Below are 23,522 nucleotides of genomic sequence, written 5' to 3'. Positions count from 1 at the left end.
CGCGTGTTCGTGCAAGCCAAGGTGCATGACGCCTTCGTCGACAAGCTGGCCGCACGGGTCGGCGCACTCAAGGTCGGCCCGGCCACCGAGCCCGATTCGCAGATCGGCCCGATGATCAATGCGCGCGCGGTCGAGAAGATCGAGCGCCATGTGCAGGACGCGGTCGCCAAGGGCGCCAAAGTGCTCACCGGCGGAAGGCGCCTTGCGGACCTGGGGCCGAACTACTACGCGCCCACGGTGCTGGTGAACGCCGATGCCGCCATGGCCTGCAGCTGCGAGGAGACCTTCGGCCCGGTGGTGCCGATCACGCGCTTCGACAGCGAAGCCGAGGTGATCGCGGCGGCCAACGACACGCCCTTCGGCCTGGCGGCGTACTTCTACTCGACCGATGTCCGCCGGATCTGGCGCGTGGCCGAGGCGCTGGAGACGGGCATCGTCGGCGTCAACGAGGGCGCGCTGGCCGCCGAGGCCGCACCCTTCGGCGGCGTGAAGGCCTCAGGCTACGGACGCGAGGGCTCGGTGCACGGCCTCGACGACTATCTGCACATCAAGTACGTGTGTCAGGGGCAGCTGTAGCAGCGCTGGGCCTCGGCCTGGAATGCTCGCACGCCTCCACAACGTGGCCGAGTCCGGCGAACCTACCGGTCGTCGTGGCCCGGCCGTACTGGAAGTGCCCCCGCGCCTGTACGAGCCGTCAGCCATGAACAGCCCCTTGTCCAAGCACCGCGTCGTCATCGTGGGCGGCGGCGCCGGCGGTCTGGAGTTGGCCACCCGCCTCGGCGATACGCTGGGCAAGCGCGGCATGGCGGACATCACGCTGATCGACAAGCACCGCACCCACGTGTGGAAGCCCAAGCTGCACGAGATCGCCGCGGGCAGCATGGACCTGAGCGCACACGAAGTGGACTACCTCGCGCAGGCGCACTGGCACCGCTTCCGCTTCCGGCTCGGCGAGCTGACCGCGATCGACCGCGTGCGGCGCGAGGTGCGCGTGGCGCCCTACCTCGACGACGAGGGCCAGGAGGTCACGCCCGACCGCGTGTTCGGCTATGACACGCTGGTCATCGCCATCGGCAGCCTCAGCAACGACTTCGGCACGCCCGGCGTGCGCGAGCACGCGCTCAGGCTCGAATCGAAGGCCGATGCACAGCGCTTCCACATGCGCATGGTCAACGCCTGCATCCGCGCGCATGCGCAGACGGCGCCGCTTCGGCCCGAGCAGCTGCACGTGGCGATCATCGGCGCCGGCGCCACCGGCGTGGAGCTGGCGGCGGAGCTGCACCGCACCGCGCGCGAGGTCGTGGCCTACGGGCTGGATCGGGTCGATGCCGAGAAGGACATCCAGGTCAGCGTGATCGAAGCCGCCGACCGCGTGCTGCCGGCGCTGCCGCCGCGCCTGTCGAAGGCCACCGAAGACCTGCTGCGCGAGCTCGGCGTCGACGTCCACACCTCGGCGAAGGTGGCGGAGGTGCTGCCCGCCGGCGTGCGCCTGGCCGACGGCCGCACGCTGCCGGCCGAGCTGGTGGTCTGGGCCGCGGGAGTGAAGGCGCCTGACTTTCTGAAGGACATCGCGGGCCTGGAAACCAACCGCAGCAACCAGCTCGCGGTGCGCCCGACGCTGCAGGCCACGCGCGACGACGACATCTTCGCCATCGGCGATTGCGCCGCCTGCGCCTGGCCCGAGGCCAACGGCGGCAAGGGCGGCCTGGTGCCGCCGCGCGCGCAGGCCGCGCACCAGCAGGCCTCGCACGTCGCCGCGCAGATCCGCCGCCGGCTGGCAGGCAAGCCGCTGAAGGACTACCGCTACCGCGACTTCGGCTCGCTGGTCTCGCTCGGCGAGTACAGCACGGTCGGCAACATGATGGGCGGCCTGATCGGCGGCAGCCTGATGGTCGAAGGCGCCTTCGCGCGGCTGATGTACGTGTCGCTCTACAAGATGCACGAGCTCGCGCTGCACGGCGTGATCAAGGTCTCGCTCGACACGCTGGCCCGGCTCATCACGCGGCGCACCGAGCCGCACGTCAAGCTGCATTGAGGTGTTGCATGAGAGCACCTGTCAATCGTTGGCGGCTCGTGCAACTCCGTGAGCGGTGGTAGGGGATCAACGTAAGAGACCACCATGAAAATTCTTGTCGCGGAAGGCGATCAGGTGCTGGCCGACTCGATCCTGCGCAGCCTGCGTGCCTCGGGCGCCGTGATTGATCACGTGACCAATGGCTCGGAGGCCGATACGACCCTCATCACGTATAGCGAGTTCGACCTAATGATCCTCGATCTCGGCCTGCCCACCATGCACGGCCTCGAGATCCTCAAGCGCCTGCGTGCCCGCGGGTCGCACCTACCGGTGCTTGTACTCACCGGGCCAGACAGCGTTGAGGAGCGCGTCAAGAGCCTGGACAACGGCGCCGACGACTGCATGGCCAAGCCCTTTAGCCTGGAGGAGCTCAAAGCGCGCGTACGCGCGCTTTCGCGACGCAGCATGGGCATCTCCGGCAACGCGATCAGGCATGGCCCGCTGGTCTACGATCAGGTTAGCCGATTGACCACGCTCGACGGCAAGATGGTGGACCTTTCGGCCCGGGAGCTGAGCCTGCTCGAGGTGCTGCTGCAGCGCGCGGGGCGGCCGGTCAGCAAGGACCAGTTGGTGGAGCGCCTGTGCGAATGGGGCGAGGAGGTGAGCCTCAATGCGATCGAGGTGTACATCCATCGCCTGCGCAAGAAGATCGAAAAGGGGCCGGTGCGTGTGGCAACGGTTCGCGGGCTCGGCTGCTACTACCTGGAAAAGATTTCGGCTTGAGTTGTAGCGCCAGGCCCGGTCAATTCCAGAGCTTCGGTGCAACGCCTCCCAGGCAATAAGAAAATTCAGGTGCCAGTCGCGAGGCGAAGCGCTACAGGTATGTTGGTCATATCGCCGCACCGGGCGACGAGCTTACGAAAAGGCCCGGGCTCAACTTCTTGGGCTTGTCTGATCTGCGCCTCGTCCTACTTTGGCGCCCGGTCGCTGACGCGATGCGCTCGACGAAGTAAGGCGGAGCTTGGGCTTCGCTCTGAAGAAGTGGATTCGTTGACGATGCAGAAGGAACGCGCGGCGCACGCGGTCGTAGGCCAAGAAGCCCGGGCCGGCATCGTCGAAGTCGAAGAACACGGTCTTCCTGGTGCCGGCCGCGTCTATGGGCTCAAGGCACTGCAGGACGGTGCGATATCGGCCGAACAATTCGTCCAGCTCAACGAAAGCGTCGGGGCCTACACGAGCGACATGGTCTGGACCGGTGGTTCGGCCGCGACGCCGACCATCCCGGCTTCGCGCTTCCGGGCATTGCCCGATCTCTTGCCGCAGATCTATCGCAGCGGCCTGCACAGCAACGCAAGGAACCTTGCGAAGGTCCCCATCATCGACCTGCGGCCCGAAAGAGGCGCGGACATTCACACGACGTGGCGCAGTTACCAAGCGCGAGCGCGCCTGGATGCGGCCAACGGAAACCATGCCGACCATTTCATCCGCGGAAGCAGCGTTTTTCCAGGCGCAGCCCTGACGGCCCAGTCTTTCAGGATGATGAACCGCTGGCTCTCGGCCATGGAAAGGGACACCAGCGACTTGCCTGTCGAAGCAAAGGTCATCGGCAACAAGCCCTCGGATGTCAAGGACGGGTGCTTCACGACGACCGGCGCCACCGATGCCGAGCTGGCCGCTGAGCTGGCCTTGACGGATCCGGCCTGTCCATTGAAGCCGACCTTGTCGCCACGGCGGGTGCAGGTGGTCCGACCGCCGAGGACGTCTACCAATGCCAGTTGAAGCCCTTGTTGCCGACCAGCCCCGACTACGGAGCCGTTGCGTTCAGCGCACCCCAACTGGCGCGCCTGGCGGCCGTGTTCCCCTTGGGAGTGTGCGATTGGTCGATGCCGGGCGTCGGTCAGACTCCGGAATGGCAGTTCACCAATTTCAACGCTGGATCGGGCGGCGTGCCGATCGGTCCCGAGCCGGGATCGGTGGCCTTCTGACCACCTGCACTGGGTCCAGCGACTCCTGCTTGGCTCGGGGACCGTCGGCAGACCCAAAGACACTGTTTGATAAGCGTGGTGGAGAGTGGGGAAGAGCACCCGGTGAATCGGCTTTCCCGCCGCTTGCGGGCATGTTGCTATCGGATTGCCACCGCTTCGGATCTGCTGGGTTGCCAGCCACCACCGAGTGCCTTGAAGGCAGTGACCGCGGCGCGTGCTGATTCCGTTTGCGCCCGGGCTCGCGCATCGGCGGCACGCAGCAAGTTTTCGTCGGCTTGCAGGACTTCGATCAGACTGACGACACCTTTTTGATATGCCGCAAACGAAGCTCCTCGCGCGCGGCCGAGCGAATCCACTCCCTGGGCGAGTAGGGCAGCCTGCTCCTCGCGCTTGACCAGGGCCGAAAAGGCATTTTCTACATCCTCAGTTGCCCGTAGTACGGCCAGCCGATACGCAGCCAACATCTCGGCCTCTTGGCCCTTGGCCTGGTTGATCTGCGCGTTGATGCGCCCGAAATCGAACAGACGCCAGCGCAGTCCCAGCACCCCGGCCGCCTGACTGGCGCCACTGGTGAAGAGATTGCCACCTGACACCGATGTCGCGCTGCCAATCAATCCACTCAGGGAGAGCTTGGGGTAGTACTCGGCAATGGCGATACCGATACGCGCGTTCGAGGCGGCGAGGCGACGCTCGGCCACGATCAGGTCAGGTCTGCGCCTGAGCAACTCACCCGGCGATCCGGTGGCCGCGATCTGCGGGGCGACCGGGATGACGCCGGCTTCAGCCAGCTCCGCCCGATGCGTGCCGGGCGGCGAGCCCAGCATCACATCGAGTGCGTTCATGGCCGCGTCCAGACCCGCCTCGAGCTCCGGTACGGAGGCCCGAACTTGGGCAAGCGCTCCCTCGGCCTGCCTTACTTGAAGTTCGGCCGCCAACCCCTTGCCATAAAGAAGCTCGATGGTTGAGAGCAGTTCCTGCTGCTTGTGCACTTGTTGTTGGGCCACTTTCAGACGGGTTTGCAATCCACGGATGCTGATGTAGATGTCAGCAGTCTGTGCCGCCACGGCCAATCGCGTCGCCGCCGCGCCAGCTTCCGAAGCTTGGTACTCGGCGAGCGCCGCTTCCCGTCCACGCCGCAGGCCTCCGAACAAGTCCAGTTCCCAGCCCGCGCCGACATTGGCCTCGTAGGCATTGCCGTAGCGGTTGAATCCGGGTGTCGAATTCAGCACTTGCCCCAAGGGGGTTTCGACGGATTGGTAGGCTCTGGCCGCTTGGCCGGTGACATTGCCCGAAGGCAGCAGCGCGGCATCCGCCGCGCCGAGGCCGGCACGCGCTTGAGCGACGCGAGCGGATGCCTGCGCGAGATCAAGGTTCTGTTCCTGCGCGAGCATCACGAATCGAGTCAGTTGCGGATCACCGAAACCCGTCCACCATGCGGCGAGCTCGGTACTGGCGGTCGCGTACCGGTGATTTCCTGCAGCCGGACCCTGGAACCGCTCCAGCAGGGGCACCCCGGGCCGGGCGTAATCGGGTCCGACAGCGCAGCCCGTCGACAGGCTAGCAAGAATGAATGCGGCAAGGGCATGTTTGGCCGGCATCGGATTTCCTTCATAGAGAAGCATAGTGACTATATTACCAAAGGGTCACAAGTTGTTCAATCACTGCCACTGGCGTAAGCTGGAGCCCATGACGAAAACAAGTACTTATCCCGTTTCGGCCCGTGGTCCGGCCGACCACGAGGTGCGAGATCAAATCGTTGTCGCGGCTACCGAGCACTTCAGCCGCTACGGCTACGAGAAAACGACCGTCTCCGATCTCGCCAAGGCCATCGGCTTCTCCAAGGCTTACATCTACAAGTTCTTCGAGTCCAAGCAAGCCATTGGCGAGATGATCTGCGCAAACTGTCTGCGCAAGATCGAAACCGAGGTCGGTGCGGCTGTGGCAGAGACCGGTCTGCCGCCGGAGAAGTTGCGGCGGATGTTCAAGGCGATCGCAGAGGCGAGCCTGCGCCTGTTCTTCCAGGACCCCAAGCTTTACGAGATTGCCGCATCGGCCGCTACAGAGCGCTGGCAGTCGGTGCTTGCCTATGAAGAACGCATTCAGAAGTTGCTTCGGGACATCTTGCAGGAAGGTCGGCAGACGGGCGATTTCGAGCGCAAAACGCCCCTGGACGAGACGGCGATGGCGATCTACCTGGTCATGCGCCCCTACCTCCATCCTTTGCTGTTGAAGAGCAGCTCTGAGTATGCCGAGGAGGCGCCGGCGCACCTGTCCAGCCTGGTGCTGCGCAGCCTGTCGCCATGACGCAGGGAGTTGCATGTGACTATTGACTAGTTTGGTCACAAGAACCACAATCGGGGTCCTGATCATCCAGTCGATGGGACTCTCATGCTCCGGCGCCGCCTCTTTGCCTCTACCGTCATCTGCGCATTGCCGTTTGCGCTCGCTGCATGCGGCGAAAAGGCAGCGACCGATCCGCGCACAGAGGCACTGCTGGTGCGTGCCGCAATCGTCCAGGGGGCAACCCCCGCGTCACGCTCGTTCACGGGAACCGTAGCCGCCCGGGTGCAGAGCGACTTGGGGTTTCGCGTCTCCGGCAAGGTGCTGGAGCGGCTTGTGGATGGCGGGCAAACCGTCAAACGCGGCCAGCCGCTCATGCGCATCGATCCCGTCGATCTGAAGCTTGCTGCGCGTGCACAGCAAGAAGCGGTCGCCGCCGCGCGAGCGCGGGCGCAGCAGACGGCGGACGAAGAAAAGCGCTACCGCGACCTGCGCGGCACCGGGGCAATATCCGCCTCGGCCTACGACCAGATCAAGGCTGCGGCGGATGCTGCCAAAGCCCAGCTCAGCGCGGCCGAAGCCCAGGCCGAAGTCGCTCGCAATGCGATCCGCTATGCGGAGCTGGTGGCCGATGCCGATGGCGTCGTCATGGAAACGCTGGCCGAACCCGGCCAAGTCGTGAACGCGGGACAAGCCGTGATGCGCTTGGCTCACGTCGGGCGACGCGAGGCCGTTATCCAGTTGCCGGAAACCATGCGCCCCGTGGTCGGTTCCATTGGGCAAGCCACCCTCTTCGGCAAAGAAGGCGTGAGTGTTGCGTCCAAGCTCCGGCAGCTCTCGGATGCCGCGGACCGACTGACCCGCACTTTCGAGGCGCGATATGTGCTCGAGGGAGAACTGGCCAACGCGCCATTGGGCACCACAGTCACCATCCAGATTCCGGATGGACATTCCTCCGTGCAAGACGGCTTGCAGGTGCCGATTGGCTCCCTGTTCGACGCTGGCACGGGACCGGGGGTGTGGGTCATCAATGGCGAGCCAGCGAAAGTTAGCTGGCAGCCGGTCGCCGTCCAGCGCCTGGATGACGACGGCGCACGCATCGCCGGTCAGCTCAAGCAAGGCGACCGGATAGTCGCGCTGGGCGCACACCTTCTGCGCGAAGGAGAGGTGGTGCGAGTGGCCGACCAGGCCGCCGCCGCTGTGACCGGGGGAACACGTCCGTGAGCGAAGGCCGTTTCAACCTGTCTGCGCTCGCCGTACGCGAGCGCTCCATCATCTTGTTCCTGATCTGCCTGATCTCGTTGGCGGGACTCGTTTCGTTCTTCAAATTGGGCCGCGCCGAAGACCCGGCGTTCACGATCAAGGTGATGACGATCATCACTGCCTGGCCCGGCGCCACCGCGCAGGAGATGCAGGATCAGGTCGCCGAGAAGATCGAAAAGCGCATGCAAGAACTGCGCTGGTACGACCGCACCGAGACCTACACCCGCCCTGGTCTCGCCTTCACCACCCTGACTTTGCTGGACAGCACTCCCCCGTCGCAAGTGCAGGAAGAGTTCTACCAGGCCCGCAAGAAGCTCGGCGACGAGGCGCGCAACCTGCCGCCCGGCGTGATGGGGCCGTTTCTGAACGATGAGTACTCCGACGTGACCTTCGCCTTGTTCGCGCTCAAGGCCAAGGGTGAACCACAGCGCTTGCTGGTACGCGACGCGGAGACGCTGCGCCAGCGGCTGTTGCACGTGCCGGGCGTGAAGAAGGTCAATATCGTCGGCGAGCAGTCGGAGCGCATCTATGTTGAGTTCTCGCACGAGCGCTTGGCGACATTGGGTGTCGCTCCCCAGGACGTGTTCGCCGCGCTCAACAGCCAGAATGTCCTGACGCCGGCCGGCTCCTTGGAGACCAAGGGACCGCAGGTGTTCATTCGCCTGGACGGCGCCTTCGACGAGCTACAGAAGATCCGCAACACGCCCGTCGTGGCGCAGGGGCGCACGCTGAAGCTATCGGACATCGCCACGGTCAAGCGCGGCTATGAAGACCCGGCGACCTTCATGATTCGCAACGGCGGCGAGCCGGCCCTGCTGCTGGGCATTGTCATGCGCGACGGCTGGAACGGGCTCGACCTGGGCAAGGCCCTGGATAGCGAGGTCAGCGCAATCAACGCCGCGCTGCCGCTGGGCATGAGCCTGACCAAAGTGACGGACCAAGCGGTAAACATCAGCGCTGCGGTCGATGAGTTCATGGTCAAGTTCTTCGCCGCACTGCTGGTGGTCATGCTGGTGAGCTTCGTCAGCATGGGCTGGCGCGTGGGCCTGGTGGTCGCCGCGGCCGTGCCGCTGACACTGGCGATGGTCTTCGTGGTGATGCTCGCGACCGGCAAGAATTTTGACCGCATCACCCTGGGATCCCTGATCCTGGCGCTGGGACTGCTGGTGGACGACGCCATCATCGCCATCGAAATGATGGTAGTGAAGATGGAAGAGGGATACAGCCGCGTCGCTGCCTCCGCCTATGCCTGGAGCCATACCGCAGCGCCAATGCTCTCGGGCACGCTGGTCACTGCCGTCGGCTTCATGCCCAATGGCTTCGCCCGATCCACTGCGGGCGAGTACACCAGCAACATGTTCTGGATCGTCGGCATCGCGCTGATCGCTTCGTGGGTGGTCGCAGTGATTTTCACACCCTACCTGGGCGTCAAGCTGCTGCCCGACTTCAAAAAGGTCGAAGGCGGCCACGACGCGCTCTACAACACGCCTCGCTACAACCGCTTCCGTCAACTGCTGGAGCGCGTCATCACGCGCAAGTGGCTGGTCGCCGGTTCGGTAGTGGGCCTCTTCGTCTTGGCCGTACTCGGCATGGCGGTGGTCAAGAAGCAGTTCTTCCCGATCTCCGATCGCCCTGAAGTGCTGATCGAGGTGCAGATGCCCTATGGCACGTCGATCGCCCAGACCAGCGCCGCCACGGCGAAGGTGGAAGACTGGCTAGCCAAACAAGAGGAAGCCAAGATCGTCACCGCCTACGTCGGCCAGGGTGCGCCACGTTTCTATTTCTCGATGGAACCGGAGCTGCCCGATCCGGCGTTCGCCAAGATCGTGGTGCGCACGGACAACCAGGACGAGCGCGAGGCGTTGAAACACCGACTGCGACAGGCAATCGCCGATGGTCTCGCCCCTGAGGCGCGCTTGCGCGTTACCCAACTCGTATTCGGCCCGTACTCGCCGTACCCGGTTGCCTACCGGGTCACTGGCCCTCATCCGGACCAGTTGCGCAAAATCGCCGCTGACGTGCAGCAGGTCATGGATGCCAGTCCGATGATGCGCACGGTAAACACTGACTGGGGCACGCGCGCGCCCACGCTGCACCTCACCTCGCAGCAGGACCGACTGCAGGCTGTGGGGCTGACCTCCAGTTCGGTGGCGCAACAACTGCAATTCCTGCTCAGCGGCATACCTGTCACTGCAGTGCGCGAGGATATTCGCACGGTACAGGTCGTGGCACGCTCGGCCGGCGACATCAGGCTCGACCCGGCCAGGATCGGAGACTTCACGCTGGCTGGGGCCAACGGGCAGCGTATACCGCTGTCACAGGTGGGCAAGGTCGATGTGCGCACGGAGGAACCGATCATGCGTCGGCGCGACCGAATGCCGACGATCACGGTCCGGGGCGACATCGCCGATGGCTTGCAGCCGCCGGACGTGTCGGAAGCCATCACCCGGCAGCTCCAGCCCATCATGGAGAAACTGCCGAGCGGCTACCGCATTGAGGAGGCTGGCTCCATCGAAGAATCGGGCAAGGCGACGGTCGCGATGTTGCCGCTCTTCCCCATCATGCTGGCAATCACCCTGCTCATCATCATCCTGCAGGTGCGCTCGATCTCCGCGATGGTCATGGTCTTCCTGACCAGCCCACTGGGGCTGATCGGTGTGGTGCCAACTCTGATTCTGTTCCAGCAGCCATTCGGCATCAATGCGCTGGTCGGCCTGATTGCGTTGTCGGGAATCCTGATGCGCAACACGCTGATACTGATCGGGCAGATCCACCACAACGAACAGGCGGGATTGGACCCATTCCGCGCGGTTGTCGAGGCAACGGTGCAGCGTGCTCGACCGGTGATCTTGACTGCCTTGGCTGCAATCCTGGCCTTTATTCCGCTGACCCATTCGGTGTTCTGGGGGGCGCTCGCCTACACGCTCATAGGCGGGACCCTTGCAGGGACGGTTCTGACCCTGGTGTTCCTGCCGGCCATGTACTCCATCTGGTTCAGGATCAGGTCCGGCACCGGCAGCAGGTCTTTGGTGGAGAAGCCGACATGAATATGGTCCGCGACGTTGCTCCGCTCTCTATCTCTATCCATGTGTACTGAAAAGGAACTGCCATGTTGAATTCGACAGTTGTAGTCATTACCGGTGTGTCATCGGGCATCGGACGTGCCGCCGCCGAGAAGTTTGCCAAGCGGGGTTGCCGCGTTTTCGGCACCGTGCGCAGCGCCAGCAAAGCGGTCCCACTACCCGGTGTCGAACTTGTCGAGATGGATGTTCTCAACGAGGCTTCCGTTCAACGCGGAATTAAATTGATCATCGACCAGACCGGCCGTATCGACGTACTTGTCAACAACGCGGGAATGAACATGATCGGCGCGGTGGAGGAAACAACCACCAGCGAGGCCGCATCGCTATTCGACATCAACGTATTCGGCATATTGCGCACTACACAAGCGGTACTCCCGCACATGCGAGCGCAACGTCGCGGAAGGATCGTCAATGTCAGCTCCGTGCTCGGCTTTCTGCCGGCACCGTACATGGGGCTTTATTCGGCCTCCAAGCATGCTGTGGAGGGACTGTCCGAAACCCTGGATCATGAGGTGCGCCAGTTCGGCATCCGCGTAACGCTGGTCGAACCGTCCTATACCAGGACCAATCTGGAAGCCAATTCGCCTCAGGCAAAGTCGAAAATCGACGACTATGACCGCGAACGTGACATCGCATCGCGCTCTATCGCTGACAGTGTCAACGGCGCCCCTGAACCCGATGGCGTGGCAATCACGATTGTCGAAGCGGCGCTTGGCACTTGGCGCATGCGCCGCACTCCGGCCGGACAGGCATCCCTCTTGAGCAAATTGCGCCGCTTCATGCCTGCTGGCCCAGTCGATGCGAGCCTGAGAAAGACGCTCGGGCTCGCCTGAAACCTCTCGCCCAGAAGCATGCCACCGGCAGCCCGACAAAGGAAAACCCATGACTCGACGGACCATCGACTGGTAGGCATCACGAAAGTTGTTCGGAAAGTGCGCGTCCCTGCAGGAAAGAGACGGCAGATTGCAGCCAAGGACCAAAGCCCATTCGCGCACCTCCTCCTGCTCTGGCGAATTCGCTTCCAATCCGCGCCGATCTTGGGGTCTTCAGGCATGTATATCTGCAGGGCCGATGGATGTGAATTGGGAACCCGCTCGCTGCAGCGAGGCGCTGGAGAACCAGGATCCGGTCGGCACATGAAGCCATGCGCCATGTTGCGCATTCCTCTGACAGCAAATTGCCCGTGGCACGGCACCGTCAGCGGGCCATCTGCTTTGCGCCGCTCACCTTGGCCGCCCGCTTGTCGAACGTCCACAATGGCGTTTCTCCTGCCTGCGCCGCCAGGGCGATGTGCAGGCAATCAGCAAAATCGGCCATGCCGTTGCGGTACAGCTGCAGTGCAACTTCAAGGGCACGCTCCGACTCAAAGGTAAGTTCGGCTGCCGAGAACAGGTTAGACAGTGCCTCCATCACTTCGCCCTTTTCGTATTCGAAACTCGCGCGAAGAATCCATTCGAGTTCGAGCGTGACCGTTACCGGCACGAAAAGAGTCTGACCTTCGGCTACGCACTTGCGGATGAGCCGTCTCGCCGCGGCCAACTGCGCCTCGTCATCTTGCACGACATAGCGCACCAGGACGTTGGTGTCGAGTGCGGGCATCAGCGCCAGGGATTCATCTCTTCGACGCCAACCCGCTTGCCTTTCGGGGCCTTCAGCATTCCAGCCATGTCGAGGATAGATTTGGTCTTGGCCCGAACGATGATCGTACCGTCTGGCGTCACGGACCAGACCAACCGGGTTCCAGGCTTGGCATGCACAAGCGCCCTCACATCGGCGGGCACCGTGGTTTGGCCTTTGGCAGTGATGGTGGACTCAGTCATAGAAATCCTTACTTTTGACTCCATTGTAATGCATGCTTCGGCAAAGACGGCAAAGACGGCAAAGACGGCAAAGACGGCAAAGACGGCAAAGACGGCAAAGCGATGGCTACCTTGCCTTGACTCCCCGGAGGGCTGCTTCGGAGCGATCCGGATGGGGCCCTAAGCCGACGTACGGGCGGGCGGATAGCGTGGGCGGATTTGCGCGCTGAACAACCCGCCGCTGCTTTGCTGCCCCAGGCTTTTATGCGCAGCCGGACATCTAGCGACGGCCGCTGCGCTGGCTGTCTCAGACTTCGCCGGCCTCGTGCCGCCTGCTGCGGTTGCGGATCCCAGGGGCGCATGTCTCAGACAGTAATGGCAGGGAACAGGGGCTGCTGCTGCTGCTTCAAAGCAGAAAGGTGGATGCGGTGCTCGCTCGGGTTGCTGGACCTGCGTGGCCGTTGGGAAAGATAAGAGCGCGGAGCACATGATCGAAGGGAGCCCTGAAAGGTACGGCTTCATGCGACCCTGAACCGACTTCGGAACTTTATCGCGGACACGCAGTACGACTGGGCTACCCGCACGTACCTCGGCAGATCGATCGACGCGGATGGCAATGTGGCGGTCGGTGCCGACGTCTACTCGACCACGATGCTGGAGCGTCTACTTCGTTATGCGCTCACCGCGCAGGTTAGGGAACAGGCTGCCGCCCGCCAGGCCGGCGTTCCACCGCGGTTCACCATCATGGGGTTTCGTGAGCTCGTGGCGATCGATGCCCAGAGTGCGGTCCTTCAGCATCAAGAGAAGCTGACCTTCGTCAAAGTCACCGAACGGCCAAAAGCAGAAGTTCGGCATGACCGTCCAATTTTTGCCGTTGGTGCCATAAGGGCGCTCCCGCGCTGGCTAAAGGTGGGCCAAGACCCGGTCCTTGCGTCTCGTGTGCGGCGTGCCCCCTTACGATCGGCAATTGGTGCGTCGCGGTCTTGCGGCATTCCCGGTCAGGCGGGCCAAGCCGGTGTTCGGCACGGCTCCGGCCAACCTAGGCCAGATTGTCGGCCAGCTAACGCAGCTTTAGCCTTCGTTGCGCGGGACGTCGCTTCGTAGATCGATCGACGCAGCAATGGTCTCGCGGACCCAGCGCTGTCCGGCATGCGCATGACTGCGCTCATGCCAAACCATGCCGACCGCAAAGCCTTCCACAGGGAACGGCGGGTCGATCAGCTGCAACATGTCGGCACGCTCGCGCACCAGCCGTTCCGGCACCAGCGCCACGAAGTCGGACTGCGACACGATCTCGGGTACGAACAGGAAAGACGCCGCCGACAGCACCACATCGCGGCGCAGGCCGAAGGCCGCCAGCGCGTCGTCCACCGGAGTGACGAAGCCGCCGCCCGCGAGCGACACGACGACATGCTCCATCTGCGCAAAGGCCTTGGCCGTGATCCCGGCGCGCAGCCGCGGATGGCCGCGCCGGCCGATCAGCACGTAGCGCTCGTCGAAGAGATGCCGCGTGCGCAGGCTCGGCGGTGCGGCTTCGGGCGTCATCAGCGCCAGGTCGACGTCGCCGCGTGACATCTGTGCTTCGAGCTGCGCCAGGTCGAGGTTGCGCAGCGCCACGCGCACGCCTGGCGCCTTCGTCCGCAGCGCCACGACCAGTGGCTTGATGACCGCCGCGTGCAGGTAGTCGGTGCAGGCGATCGCCACGGTCAGGCTGGCCGTCGCCGGGTCGAACGCGCGGTGGGCGACGGTGGACCGCACTTGGTCGAGCGCCTGGCGTAGCGGGTCGAGCAACTCGACGGCCTTGGCGGTTGGCGTCATGCCGCGCTGTGCCGGCAGCAGCAGCGGGTCGTCGAACACGTCCCGCAGCCGGCTCAGCTGCGCGCTGACCGCGGGCTGGCTCAGGTGGAGGCGGGCGGCCGCCTTCGTCACGTTCTGCTCGACCAGCAGCGCCTCCAGCGTGACGAACAGGTTGAGGCGCGTTTGGCTATCCATCAGACAAATGGCAGCGGAACAGTTTCGTGATTTCACAGATGGCGCGGCGCCGCCGAGACTTCGGCTCCAAGCACAACGATGGAAAGTGAATTGATGATGTCAAACGGAAAGAAAAAGAAGATCCTGATCGTCCATGCGCACCCCGAACCTACGTCGGTGACGCAGGGACTGGTTGATGTGTCCCGGCAGACGCTGCGGCAGCTCGGGTACGAGGTGCTGGAGTCGGATCTGTACGCGATGCACTGGAAGGCGGTGTTTGACGAACGCGATTTTCCGATGCGTGCACAGACCGAGCGACTGTCCTTCATTGATGAGTCCGGCCATTCCTACGCGAGCGAGCGCCAGTCCCCTGACATCGCTGACGAGCAGGAGAAGGTCCTCGCAGCCGACGCGGTGATCTTCCAGTTCCCGCTCTGGTGGTACGGCATGCCGGCCATCATGAAGGGCTGGGTCGACCGGGTCTGGGCCTACGGGCTCGCCTACGGCTACAAGAACGCCGGCAACCAGTATCGCTACGGCGACGGCGCCTTCAAGGGCAAGCGCGCCGTGCTGTCGGTCGCGGTAGGGGGGCCGGCCAAGGACTATTCGCCACGCGGCATCAACGGGCCGCTCGAGCAGTTGCTCTTTCCCATCACGCACGGGTCGCTCTACTTCCCCGGCTTCGACGTGCTGCCCACCCACGCGGTCTACGGTGCTGTACGCCTCGGCGCGCAAGACATGGCCGCGGCCAAGGCAGCCTGGCGCCTGCGTCTCGAGGGCTTGTTCGACGATGCGCCGATTCCCTTCCGCCCGCAGAACGGCGGCGACTATCCGGACCAGCATGTGCTGGCCAGCCATGTTGCCGTCGGCCAGAGCGGCTTGCTCGCGCACGTCGCGGACCAGGAAACGGTGACGCGGGCCGTTGGTGTCGAGGCCTGAGGCGATGAAGACCCTCGTGACTCTGACCCGGCGCCCGGACGCCGCCGCCGACGCGCTGGCGCGGCTCTCGCGGGCCGAAGTACTTGCGGTGTGGCAAGGCGTGGCCAATGGCATCGTGCGCGCGGCGCATGGACTGCAGCAGGGCGCCGGTGCGGTGCTCGAGCTGGAGACTGGCACGCTGGACGAGGTGCAGCGCTTCGTCGAATCGCTGCCATACGTGGCCGAGGACCTGCTCGACGTGCAGTACTGCCCGCTCAAACCCTTCGTGGCCTTCGAGTCCCTGTTCGCGCCCGCGCAGGCGTAACCGAAGCGAGCCATGCCCCAACACCCACAACCATCAGGAGCACTCATCCCATGTCCACCCTTGTCATCGTCGGCAGCGCCAAGGCCCGGCCGGGCCAGGCCGACGCCTTCCGCAAAGTCCTCAAGGCGCTGCTGCTGCCCACGCTGGCAGAAGAAGGCTGCCTGCGCTACGAGATGAACGAATCGGTGGACGGGCAGAGCTGGATCTTCACCGAGCAGTGGGAAAGCCGCGCGCTGTGGGACCGCCACATGGCATCGGCCCACGTCGAACGCTACAAGGCCACGGTCCCCGAAATGGCGGAGTACTGGACGCTGTTCGAGGGCCGGGTCGTGCGGCCGGGCACTTGAGCGTGATGCAACCCACGGAGACACAATCTTGCCCGCCACCAGCCTCTTCCACATCGCCATCAAGACCGGCCGGCCCGAGGCGACCCGGCGCTTCTACGCGCAGGTATTCGGCATGTCCGAATCGCCGCGACCGCCGTTCGAGTTTCCTGGCTACTGGATGCAGCTCGAGACGCCGCACGGCGGCTCGATCTTCCACATCTATACCGGCCCGGCCGCGCTCGGCGGCGACGGCCGCGTGCCCACGGGCAGCGGTGCGATCGACCACATCGCGCTGTCGGCCCACGGATTTGCCGCGACGCGCGAGCGCTGCCGCACGCTGGGCGTGCCCTACCGCGAGCGCGCCGTGCCGGGCTTCCCTCTCTGGCAGCTGTTCTGCTACGACCCCAACGGCATCCAGTTCGAGCTGAACTTCCATTCGGCCCATGAGGAGCGCGACGGCGTGGCGGTGGACCCCGACAACGGGGTCAAGGCGGGCTCGGAGTGGTTCGATCCCGATGCCTATCGACGCTTCGAGACGGCGTAAGCCCGCGGCGCCCGAGCGCGGGCCCGACCCCATTGAATTCAAACGAGACAGGAGACAGCAAACATGAACACGAAGACGAGCGCATCGCGCGCCATCCACACCCTGATGCGACGCGGACTCGCGGCCATCGTGATACTCGGCGCCGCCTCGGCAGCGCTGGCACAGGCGAATCCCAAGCCGTTGACGATCGGCGTGATCGAGCTGTTCCCCAACCCGCACTTCGCCGAAGCGCGCAAGGGCATGAAGGAAGTCGCGAGGAAGAACAACGCCACGCTGCTGATCCAGAACGCGAACGTGGACACCACCAAGGAGGCGCAATTTGTGCAGACGTTCATCACGCGCAAGGTCGACGCCATCCTGCTGTCGGCTGTGTCGCCGACCGGCTCGCTGGCAGCTCTGCGCCTGGCTAGGTCCGCGGGCATTCCGGTGGTCTGCTACACCACCTGCGTCAACGCTCCGGACGACCAGGAACTGGTGCGGGCCTTCGTCAAGAGCGACAACCTGGAGCTGGGCGCCACCACCGGCAAACAGGCCGCCGCATACATCCAGGCCAGGCTGGGCGGCAAGGCCAGGGTGCTGATGCTGACTTGCGAGTCCTACGACGTCTGCAAGGAACGGCGCAAGGGGCTGAACCAAAACCTCGCCGGCTCGGACATCCAGATTCTGGCCGAGCAGGAAGGCTTTCTCGCCGACAAGGCCCGGCCGATCGCGGATTCGATGCTCGCGGCCCATCCTGATGCCAACGTCTTCATCGCCGAGAACGAGGATGCAGTGATAGCGGCGGCGCAAGCCATCAAGGCCAAGGGCCTGGCCGGCAAGGTCGCGGTGTTTGGCATCGACATCAACACCCAGGTGGCGCAACTGATCGCCGCGCCGGACGGCATCGTCCACTGGACGACGGGGCAAGACCCGCGCAGCCTCGGCGCGCGCGGCCTCGAGGCGGCCGTCCAGGCGGCGCGCGGGCAACCGGTGGGCGACTTCTACCAGGTCGCCGGCTCGCCGAGCTTCAGCAAGGACAACCCGGCCGCGGCGCAGAAGTACGCCGCCGACCGCCGCTGAGGCGAGTGGCATGCCCACCGTTTTGGAAGCTGATGTGCGCGCCGCATCAACCCTGCCGCCCAGTGCGCTGGACGCGCGTGTTTCTACCGACCGGTTTCCCCCGCCTGCAATTGAAGCGAGGGGGCTGAAGAAGGGCTACTTCGGCGTCCAGGCGCTGCAGGGCGTCGACTTCACCGTGGCAACCGGCGAGATCCGGGCGTTGCTCGGCAAGAACGGCGCGGGCAAGTCCACGCTGGTCAACATCCTCTGTGGCGCCGAAGCGCCCGATGCCGGCACGCTCGCGATCGCCGGACGCCCGGTCGAGGTCTTCGCGCCGGGGCAAGCCAACGCTCTGGGCGTGGCCACGGTGCACCAGGAGCTGAGCTTGGTGCCCGAAATGAGTGTCGCCGAGAACATCCTGCTGGGCCGCTGGGGCGGCCACCGGCGCGGGGGATGGGTCGATCCTGCAGCGCTGCGCCGCGAAGCCGCCGGCGTGCTGGCCGAGTTCGGTGTGGAGATCGACCCGGCTGCCAAGGTGCGCAGCCTGTCGATCGCGCAGCAGCAACTGGTGGAAATCGCGCGCGGCCTGTCTTTCAACCCGCGCCTGCTGATCCTGGACGAGCCCACCAGCTCGCTGCCGGCCTCGGAAGTGGAGATGTTGCTGCGAACGCTGCGCCTTCTGTCGGCGCGCGGTGTGGCAGTGATCTATGTATCACACCGGATGGACGAGATCCCGCGTATCGCGCACAGCGTGACCGTGCTGCGCGATGGACGCCACATCGACACCTTGCCTATCGCGGAGGCCCCCACCGCAGAGATCGTGCGGCGCATGACAGGCGGCACGAGCGGGATCGGCGCGGAGGCGCAACGTCGGCGTCCGGCGCGCTCGCCCGGCCGGGTCGCGCTCAAAGTTAACGGCCTTGCGACCGCGACCAAGCTCAAGGGCGTGAGCTTCGAGCTGCGCGAAGGCGAGATCGTCGGACTCGCGGGATTGCTCGGCGCCGGCCGCACCGCACTGATGCGGGCGATTTACGGGCTCGATCCGGTCGCGGCTGGTCGAATCGAGATCTTCGGCGAGGCACCGGCGGACCGCTCGCCGCGCGCCATGATCCGCCACGGCGTCGGCCTCGTGCCCGAGAACCGAAAGAAGGAAGGGCTGGTGCTCGACATGAGCATCTCGAAGAGCCTCGTGCTGTCGGCCCTGCACAAGGTCGTGCACCGCGCGCTGCTGTCACGGCGCCGAGAGGGGCGGCTTGCGCAACGGGCGACCGAGCGCATGTCGATCAAGCTGGCGAGCCTGTCGGACCCGGTGCGCACCCTGTCGGGCGGCAACCAGCAGAAGGTCGTGCTCGGCCGCTGCGTCAACGCCGACGTGAAGGTATTCCTGCTCGACGAGCCGACCCGCGGCGTCGACATCGATGCCAAGCACCAGATCTACGCGCTGCTCGAAGACTTGGCGGCACAGGGGACTGCGGTGCTCGTCGCGTCCTCCGAAATGGAAGAGCTCATGCTGTTCTGCGATCGCCTGCTGCTGATGAAGGGCGGCGCGATCGTGGGTGAGCGCGAGGTCGCCCACACCGACCTGGCCGAAGTGATGACGATCACGATGGGCAGTGCGGTTTCATCAACAAGACTGGAGACGAGATGAGCATCAACATCGAAACCCTGGCGCCCGGCGCCGCCATCCGCACGCCGGTTGCGCCGACGCGGCGCATGCACCTGGATGCCGAGATAAAGGGTCTGCTCGTCGCACTCGCCGTGCTGTGCACGCTGGCGGCGCTATTCGCGCCCAACTTCGCGACGGCCGGCAACCTCCTCGACGTGCTGCGGCAGGTCGCGTTCACCGGCATCGTCGCTTACGGCATGACGCTGGTCATCGTGGCCGGCGAGATCGACGTCAGCGTTGGCTCGGCGATCGCCTTCGCCTCGGCGCTGTTCGGTGTGCTCACGGCCTCGTTTCACCTGCCTTTGTGGGGTGCCGCGCTCGCGGTGGTCACGCTCGGGAGTGCGATCGGCGCCGGGGCCGGCGCCATTCGTGCTTGGTTCAACATCCCGTCGTTTATCGTGACGCTGGCAATGTTCTCCGCGCTGCGCGGGGCCGCGATGCTGATGACCGACGCGATTCCGGTCCCGATCCTCGAGCCGGGCTTCGAGGTCTGGGGCAGCGGCACCGTGCTCGGCGCGCCGGTGCCGGCGCTGGTCATGCTCGCGGCCTTCGCCGTGTTCGCAGTGGTCGCCGCGCGCACTGCCTTCGGCCGTTCGATCTACGCCATCGGCGGCAACGCGGAAGCCGCGCACCTGGCGGGCATTCGGGTCAAGCGCACGCGCACATTGCTGTTCGCGCTGACCGGCGGACTGGCCGCAATCAGCGGCCTGCTGATGACCTCGCGCCTGGGGTCGGGCAACCCGAACATCGGCTACGGCGTTGAGTTCGCGGTCATCACCTCGGTGATCGTCGGCGGCGCCAGCCTGTTCGGCGGAAAGGGCTCGATGCTGGGCACGCTGCTCGGCGGTCTCTTCATCGTCGTGCTCAACAACGCGATGGTGTTGCTTGGGATCAACTCCTACGCCCAGGACGTGGCCAACGGCATCGTGGTGCTGCTGGCCGTGCTAGTCGGCACTCGGCCCAGCGGATGGCTGGCCCTGCGGGGGAGGAAAACAGCGTAACGCAGTTGTGCGGCGACAGGCTACAGACGGCCAGAAGCCGCCATTCCCACGGAGCTGCTGATTCAGGCGGTACGCTGAGTGCCCCATCAAGATGGATACCGAAATTTATTTGGTCAACGTATGAGCAAGGACCCCCTGTGCCGCTGAAAGAGCAGCCCGCTTCCGGAGCCCAAGAACGCCTCGATGTCTGGGTCGATGGGGCCGCCGTCTGCCTCATCGCGGTCGGCTCGCATGGGGACCCGCTTGACCTGGGGGAACAAGAAGTGGAGGCTCTCATCCAGCGCCTGCAAGACTGTCTCCGAATGGCCCGCGGCGAAACCCCGGGGACGTAGGCTGAGAGACGCACTCATACAGCTGAAGTCGGCCAGGACCGGTCGTTCGTCCGACGGTGTGCCCTCAGGCCAGTGGGAGCTGAATTCCTGACTCTGCGAAAACCTCCCGCACGACGGACAGTCCGTTCAGCGCCGCCGGAAAACCCGCATAGACCGCCATCTGCATCACCACCTCGACCACCTCCTCCGGTTTGCAGCCGACGTGTAATGCAGCATGCACGTGCACACGCAGTTGGGGCAACGCATGGCCAAGTGCGCACAACGCCGCCACCGTCGCCAGTTCGCGTTCACGCAAGCCCAGCCCCTTCCGTGCGTAGATGTCGCCAAACGGGAATTCAAGCACATAGCGCGCGAAGTCCGGGAACGACTTCGCGAGCCCTTCGACCACCGCCTGGCCCGCAGGGCCATCCACGGCAGTCAACATGCGCGAACCGCGTTCGTAACGTTCGGAGCTCATTGACCATCTCCTTTGCGGTACCGCCGCACAGTGCCGTCGCCCCAGTTGCCCACGGCGACTTCCGAGCCGTCGGCGGACCGGGCCATGGCCACAGGGCTTCGGAGGTCTTGAATCACTGTCGAGGCTGAGCCGCTGCGGGTCACGCGCCATACCGAAGTGCCTGCATAGTCGGACACCAGTACCGCGTCGGCCCCATCCGCCACGATGCCGACCGCTGGTGCACCGAGTTTTCTAGTCAGCTCACTCTGCGTGCCGTCGGGCCGAACCTCGACAACGCTGCCGGCAAAGTTCGAAACGACCAGCGTCCCATCAGCGAGCTCGACTGCACCGACGGGTGTCGGAAGCCCATCCGCCAATACTCGCGTCGTGCCAGATGCGTCCGCCTGCAAGACCTGATTGAGGCCCCGGTCGGCAATGAGCAGGTTGCCATCCCTGCCTATGGAGAGACCTGCCGGAGTGCGCAAACCGCGTACAAACACCTGGGGTCTGCCGCCGGGGGACAGGCGATGGACCACTCCGTCCGAGTAGGACGACACGTAGACGACGCCGTCGCGCCCAACTGCGATGCCCGAGGGCGAACGGACCAGGTCGGTTACGACCTTTCTCGCGCCAGTCTTGTCGATGTGGGTCACCCGATGGGCCGACCATTCGGTGATGTACAGGCTGCCGCTTGCGTCATACGCGAGGCCGGTCGGCGCTGAGAACGTACCTGGTATGGATTCGGCGCTCCATGGTTTCACTGGCTGCCCGGCGATAGCAGATACCGCGGCGAGGGCGGCGAGGCCGGCCGCTGCGACGTGGCGAGAAAGGGTCATGAAGTCCTCCAAGAAGTTGACGTAGGTCACTGTAGAGATGACCTGCAGCATGCGGAATGACCAAGTTCGTGATACCTTTTTGATATGTCAACCCGCCTGGATTCCCGCTCACTCGCGTTCTTCCTTGCCGTCGCGGATGCGCTGAGCTTTCGTCAGGCGGCCGAGACATTGCACCTGTCGCAGCCGCCGCTGAGCCGGGCGATTCGGGAACTCGAGGAGCGGTTGGGAACACGGCTGTTCGACCGCAACACGAAGGGCGTGAACCTCACCGACGCTGGGCACAGACTGCTGCCCTATGCGCGCAGCATCGGGAAGTTGCTTCGCGACGCTGAAGCGGAGCTCGCGACCCAGGGCTTGCCGGCCACGCTTCGGCTAGGCCTGACTAGCGCAGTGGAACCGACCTGGTTCCGTGGGCTGGCACAACGAGTGCAAGCAACTCATCCCGGAACGGCCGTGTCAACCTTTTCCGACACCTCGCCGAGGCTTGTACGCCAGCTTCGCGCCGGCAAATTGGATGCGGCGTTCGTAGCACTCCCTACAGATGCACATGGGTTGGATGTCTTGGAACTCGACCGCCTGCCGATGGTGGTCGCGATGCAGTCTTCCCATCAGTTGGCGAAGCGCAAGGCGGTTCGTCTCGCGGACCTGGCGCGTGAATCGGTCTTTTGGTTCGAGCGCGCGCGGCAGCCCGCGTTTTACGACCACTGCCAGAAGGTCTTCTCGCGCCATGGCTTTGCCCCGCCAAAGCTGAGGGAACCGACCGACCACCACGTTCTGTTGGGTGAAGTGGCTAGTGGACGTGGTGTGGCCCTACTGCCCAAATCGTTCACTGGATTGAGACGGGCGAGCGTTGCCTACCGGTCTCTAGTCGAGGGCGACGAACTGGCTGTCGGCATCGGGCTGGCTACGCTCAGGGACCGGCAAGCAATGCGCGACATGCTGACCGTAGTGGCAGGCATAACTGACGCCTCGCACTAGCCCCCAAGGGCGCCATGGGCCTTCTGGCCAAGTTCGAGGATTGACAACAGCCCCGAGACCAACTTGTCGCTTCGAGAGCACTGGCGTTCGCACTTGGACGTCCGGACTTCGCATCGAGGCCAGCGCTCTACGGCAGAATGCGGCCAACTGCTGACATTCAAACCAACCGTCCAATTCGAAGGAATGGTTGGCCAATCCATCGAAGAACAAGGCATCCCTCGCGACCCTGCGGGAGTGATTCTCCGAGTTGCGAGATGGGCGCAATCCTCCTCGGTCGCCCCTGAACTCGGCAGGCGTAGTGTCGCGCCGTTGAGACTCAAAATCGCGACAAATGCATCTTTGTGTGGCAAAACTCCGACTCTGTCGACAGCATCGCCACTGCCATCGAAAAACGCGACATATGCCGGTCCTTCGGCAATCGTGGGCCGGCTGTACGCTTTACTTGTTAGTGGCCGATTCAATTTCACCTGATTCGTCATTGCATTGACGCGTTGACTGGGCTGCACCAAGGGTTCCGAAAGGTTGCGACCTGCGCGGGCGAAAGACGACTTCGGGCTCGTTGGCCAACGGCTGTTATCGAAAAAGAACCGCAGGAATGGGCTCGCTGACACAGACGCGGATGTGGCAGCATCCGGCCCACAACCAGACGTCCAACTCGAATGCAGAATTTGGCATGCAATCGAAGCAGCTTCTCGCGCAGAACGTCGAGTTCGGCAACGCCGGCGAT

General features: G+C 64.4%; 24 protein-coding genes. 17 read left to right on the top strand and 7 right to left on the bottom strand.

Annotated elements, in window-relative coordinates:
• The 5 genes from BLS74_RS32700 to BLS74_RS35615 all read left to right on the top strand — a co-directional run.
• The coding region (locus BLS74_RS32700) for an aldehyde dehydrogenase family protein (protein WP_139191808.1) at nucleotides 1-576 on the top strand (576 nt) is incomplete at its 5' end.
• Between the two features lie 124 nt (nucleotides 577-700).
• Nucleotides 701-2,035: an NAD(P)/FAD-dependent oxidoreductase gene (locus tag BLS74_RS32695; RefSeq protein WP_093112068.1), complete on the top strand. Its 1,335-nt coding sequence runs from the start codon at nucleotides 701-703 to the stop codon at nucleotides 2,033-2,035.
• An 84-nt stretch (nucleotides 2,036-2,119) separates the two neighbouring features.
• Complete coding sequence (locus tag BLS74_RS32690; RefSeq protein ID WP_093112066.1) at nucleotides 2,120-2,797, top strand: response regulator; 678 nt, start codon at nucleotides 2,120-2,122, stop codon at nucleotides 2,795-2,797.
• Between the two features lie 273 nt (nucleotides 2,798-3,070).
• On the top strand, nucleotides 3,071-3,793 hold the full coding sequence (locus tag BLS74_RS32685; protein WP_170855805.1) for a DUF6351 family protein: 723 nt from the start codon (nucleotides 3,071-3,073) through the stop codon (nucleotides 3,791-3,793).
• Nucleotides 3,794-3,801: 8 nt separating this feature from the next.
• The gene (locus BLS74_RS35615) at nucleotides 3,802-3,999 is read left to right on the top strand and encodes a DUF6351 family protein (protein WP_093112062.1); all 198 of its coding nucleotides are present in this window, start codon (nucleotides 3,802-3,804) and stop codon (nucleotides 3,997-3,999) included.
• A 137-nt stretch (nucleotides 4,000-4,136) separates the two neighbouring features.
• Here the strand turns inward: BLS74_RS35615 and BLS74_RS32675 are convergent, their stop codons facing one another.
• Nucleotides 4,137-5,597, bottom strand: coding sequence for an efflux transporter outer membrane subunit (locus tag BLS74_RS32675; protein WP_093112060.1), 1,461 nt, complete (start codon nucleotides 5,595-5,597; stop codon nucleotides 4,137-4,139).
• A gap of 88 nt (nucleotides 5,598-5,685) precedes the next feature.
• On the opposite strand from BLS74_RS32675, the gene BLS74_RS32670 reads away from it, so the two are divergent.
• The 4 genes from BLS74_RS32670 to BLS74_RS32655 all read left to right on the top strand — a co-directional run bounded on the left by BLS74_RS32670 (nucleotide 5,686) and on the right by BLS74_RS32655 (nucleotide 11,458).
• Nucleotides 5,686-6,303 (top strand): TetR/AcrR family transcriptional regulator, encoded by a 618-nt coding sequence (locus BLS74_RS32670; protein ID WP_170855804.1) that lies wholly within the window; start codon nucleotides 5,686-5,688, stop codon nucleotides 6,301-6,303.
• Nucleotides 6,304-6,387: 84 nt separating this feature from the next.
• Nucleotides 6,388-7,503 (top strand): efflux RND transporter periplasmic adaptor subunit, encoded by a 1,116-nt coding sequence (locus BLS74_RS32665; protein WP_093112056.1) that lies wholly within the window; start codon nucleotides 6,388-6,390, stop codon nucleotides 7,501-7,503.
• Nucleotides 7,500-10,589 carry an efflux RND transporter permease subunit gene (locus BLS74_RS32660; RefSeq protein ID WP_093112054.1) on the top strand — a complete coding sequence of 1,030 codons (3,090 nt, stop codon included), beginning with the start codon at nucleotides 7,500-7,502 and terminating at the stop codon, nucleotides 10,587-10,589. The genes BLS74_RS32665 and BLS74_RS32660 overlap by 4 nt, the downstream gene beginning before the upstream one ends.
• 62 nt (nucleotides 10,590-10,651) lie before the next feature.
• On the top strand, nucleotides 10,652-11,458 hold the full coding sequence (locus tag BLS74_RS32655; protein ID WP_093112052.1) for an oxidoreductase: 807 nt from the start codon (nucleotides 10,652-10,654) through the stop codon (nucleotides 11,456-11,458).
• Nucleotides 11,459-11,822: 364 nt separating this feature from the next.
• On the opposite strand, the gene BLS74_RS32650 is transcribed toward BLS74_RS32655, so the two are convergent.
• The 4 genes from BLS74_RS32650 to BLS74_RS32635 form a co-directional block, all read right to left on the bottom strand.
• Entirely contained in the window at nucleotides 11,823-12,224 is a 402-nt protein-coding gene (locus BLS74_RS32650; RefSeq protein ID WP_093112050.1) for a PIN domain-containing protein, read from the bottom strand.
• On the bottom strand, nucleotides 12,224-12,445 hold the full coding sequence (locus BLS74_RS32645; RefSeq protein ID WP_093112048.1) for an AbrB/MazE/SpoVT family DNA-binding domain-containing protein: 222 nt from the start codon (nucleotides 12,443-12,445) through the stop codon (nucleotides 12,224-12,226). Before BLS74_RS32645 ends, BLS74_RS32650 begins: the two co-directional genes overlap by 1 nt.
• A 642-nt stretch (nucleotides 12,446-13,087) precedes the next feature.
• Nucleotides 13,088-13,279, bottom strand: coding sequence for a hypothetical protein (locus BLS74_RS32640; protein ID WP_093112046.1), 192 nt, complete (start codon nucleotides 13,277-13,279; stop codon nucleotides 13,088-13,090).
• Nucleotides 13,280-13,495: 216 nt separating this feature from the next.
• Nucleotides 13,496-14,416 (bottom strand): LysR family transcriptional regulator, encoded by a 921-nt coding sequence (locus BLS74_RS32635; RefSeq protein ID WP_093112044.1) that lies wholly within the window; start codon nucleotides 14,414-14,416, stop codon nucleotides 13,496-13,498.
• A 93-nt stretch (nucleotides 14,417-14,509) separates the two neighbouring features.
• Between BLS74_RS32635 and BLS74_RS32630 the strand changes: the two genes are divergently transcribed.
• From BLS74_RS32630 to BLS74_RS32600, 7 genes are all read left to right on the top strand, one after another.
• Nucleotides 14,510-15,334, top strand: a complete 825-nt coding sequence (locus BLS74_RS32630; RefSeq protein WP_244504136.1) for an NAD(P)H-dependent oxidoreductase — start codon at nucleotides 14,510-14,512, stop codon at nucleotides 15,332-15,334.
• Nucleotides 15,335-15,350: 16 nt separating this feature from the next.
• Nucleotides 15,351-15,638, top strand: coding sequence for a hypothetical protein (locus BLS74_RS32625; RefSeq protein ID WP_212733737.1), 288 nt, complete (start codon nucleotides 15,351-15,353; stop codon nucleotides 15,636-15,638).
• A 50-nt stretch (nucleotides 15,639-15,688) separates the two neighbouring features.
• Nucleotides 15,689-15,985, top strand: coding sequence for a putative quinol monooxygenase (locus BLS74_RS32620; RefSeq protein ID WP_093112040.1), 297 nt, complete (start codon nucleotides 15,689-15,691; stop codon nucleotides 15,983-15,985).
• Between the two features lie 28 nt (nucleotides 15,986-16,013).
• Nucleotides 16,014-16,508, top strand: coding sequence for a VOC family protein (locus tag BLS74_RS32615; RefSeq protein ID WP_170855803.1), 495 nt, complete (start codon nucleotides 16,014-16,016; stop codon nucleotides 16,506-16,508).
• A 63-nt stretch (nucleotides 16,509-16,571) separates the two neighbouring features.
• Nucleotides 16,572-17,567, top strand: coding sequence for a substrate-binding domain-containing protein (locus BLS74_RS32610; RefSeq protein ID WP_093112036.1), 996 nt, complete (start codon nucleotides 16,572-16,574; stop codon nucleotides 17,565-17,567).
• Nucleotides 17,568-17,577: 10 nt separating this feature from the next.
• Nucleotides 17,578-19,194, top strand: coding sequence for a sugar ABC transporter ATP-binding protein (locus tag BLS74_RS32605; protein WP_093112034.1), 1,617 nt, complete (start codon nucleotides 17,578-17,580; stop codon nucleotides 19,192-19,194).
• On the top strand, nucleotides 19,191-20,213 hold the full coding sequence (locus BLS74_RS32600) for an ABC transporter permease (protein ID WP_093112032.1): 1,023 nt from the start codon (nucleotides 19,191-19,193) through the stop codon (nucleotides 20,211-20,213). The genes BLS74_RS32605 and BLS74_RS32600 overlap by 4 nt, the downstream gene beginning before the upstream one ends.
• A gap of 396 nt (nucleotides 20,214-20,609) precedes the next feature.
• Here the strand turns inward: BLS74_RS32600 and BLS74_RS32595 are convergent, their stop codons facing one another.
• Nucleotides 20,610-21,002 carry a carboxymuconolactone decarboxylase family protein gene (locus tag BLS74_RS32595; protein ID WP_093112030.1) on the bottom strand — a complete coding sequence of 131 codons (393 nt, stop codon included), beginning with the start codon at nucleotides 21,000-21,002 and terminating at the stop codon, nucleotides 20,610-20,612.
• Nucleotides 20,999-21,868 carry an NHL repeat-containing protein gene (locus BLS74_RS32590; protein ID WP_093112028.1) on the bottom strand — a complete coding sequence of 290 codons (870 nt, stop codon included), beginning with the start codon at nucleotides 21,866-21,868 and terminating at the stop codon, nucleotides 20,999-21,001. The genes BLS74_RS32595 and BLS74_RS32590 overlap by 4 nt, the downstream gene beginning before the upstream one ends.
• Nucleotides 21,869-21,901: 33 nt before the next feature.
• On the opposite strand from BLS74_RS32590, the gene BLS74_RS32585 reads away from it, so the two are divergent.
• Nucleotides 21,902-22,795, top strand: a complete 894-nt coding sequence (locus tag BLS74_RS32585; protein WP_093112026.1) for a LysR family transcriptional regulator — start codon at nucleotides 21,902-21,904, stop codon at nucleotides 22,793-22,795.
• Nucleotides 22,796-23,522: the final 727 nt, after the last annotated feature.

Source organism: Variovorax sp. CF079, from assembly GCF_900101545.1.
Taxonomy (GTDB): domain Bacteria; phylum Pseudomonadota; class Gammaproteobacteria; order Burkholderiales; family Burkholderiaceae_C; genus Variovorax.
The sequence above is the reverse complement of the archived record's forward strand: the minus strand, read 5'-3'. Positions and strand labels throughout refer to the sequence as shown.

Bases quoted from the DNA above. Each gene is read 5' to 3' on its own strand.
- BLS74_RS32695 (WP_093112068.1), top strand. From the start codon at position 701: ATGAACAGCCCCTTGTCCAAGCACCGCGTCGTCATCGTGGGCGGCGGC.
- BLS74_RS32645 (WP_093112048.1), bottom strand. From the start codon at position 12,445: ATGACTGAGTCCACCATCACTGCCAAAGGCCAAACCACGGTGCCCGCC.
- BLS74_RS32595 (WP_093112030.1), bottom strand. From the start codon at position 21,002: ATGAGCTCCGAACGTTACGAACGCGGTTCGCGCATGTTGACTGCCGTG.
- BLS74_RS32590 (WP_093112028.1), bottom strand. From the start codon at position 21,868: ATGCTGCAGGTCATCTCTACAGTGACCTACGTCAACTTCTTGGAGGAC.
- BLS74_RS32675 (WP_093112060.1), bottom strand. From the start codon at position 5,597: ATGCCGGCCAAACATGCCCTTGCCGCATTCATTCTTGCTAGCCTGTCG.
- BLS74_RS32635 (WP_093112044.1), bottom strand. From the start codon at position 14,416: ATGGATAGCCAAACGCGCCTCAACCTGTTCGTCACGCTGGAGGCGCTG.
- BLS74_RS32600 (WP_093112032.1), top strand. From the start codon at position 19,191: ATGAGCATCAACATCGAAACCCTGGCGCCCGGCGCCGCCATCCGCACG.
- BLS74_RS32655 (WP_093112052.1), top strand. From the start codon at position 10,652: ATGTTGAATTCGACAGTTGTAGTCATTACCGGTGTGTCATCGGGCATC.
- BLS74_RS32620 (WP_093112040.1), top strand. From the start codon at position 15,689: ATGTCCACCCTTGTCATCGTCGGCAGCGCCAAGGCCCGGCCGGGCCAG.
- BLS74_RS32605 (WP_093112034.1), top strand. From the start codon at position 17,578: ATGCCCACCGTTTTGGAAGCTGATGTGCGCGCCGCATCAACCCTGCCG.
- BLS74_RS32665 (WP_093112056.1), top strand. From the start codon at position 6,388: ATGCTCCGGCGCCGCCTCTTTGCCTCTACCGTCATCTGCGCATTGCCG.
- BLS74_RS32690 (WP_093112066.1), top strand. From the start codon at position 2,120: ATGAAAATTCTTGTCGCGGAAGGCGATCAGGTGCTGGCCGACTCGATC.
- BLS74_RS32630 (WP_244504136.1), top strand. From the start codon at position 14,510: ATGATGTCAAACGGAAAGAAAAAGAAGATCCTGATCGTCCATGCGCAC.
- BLS74_RS32585 (WP_093112026.1), top strand. From the start codon at position 21,902: ATGTCAACCCGCCTGGATTCCCGCTCACTCGCGTTCTTCCTTGCCGTC.
- BLS74_RS32670 (WP_170855804.1), top strand. From the start codon at position 5,686: ATGACGAAAACAAGTACTTATCCCGTTTCGGCCCGTGGTCCGGCCGAC.
- BLS74_RS32650 (WP_093112050.1), bottom strand. From the start codon at position 12,224: ATGCCCGCACTCGACACCAACGTCCTGGTGCGCTATGTCGTGCAAGAT.
- BLS74_RS32685 (WP_170855805.1), top strand. From the start codon at position 3,071: ATGCAGAAGGAACGCGCGGCGCACGCGGTCGTAGGCCAAGAAGCCCGG.
- BLS74_RS32640 (WP_093112046.1), bottom strand. From the start codon at position 13,279: ATGCCGAACTTCTGCTTTTGGCCGTTCGGTGACTTTGACGAAGGTCAG.
- BLS74_RS32610 (WP_093112036.1), top strand. From the start codon at position 16,572: ATGAACACGAAGACGAGCGCATCGCGCGCCATCCACACCCTGATGCGA.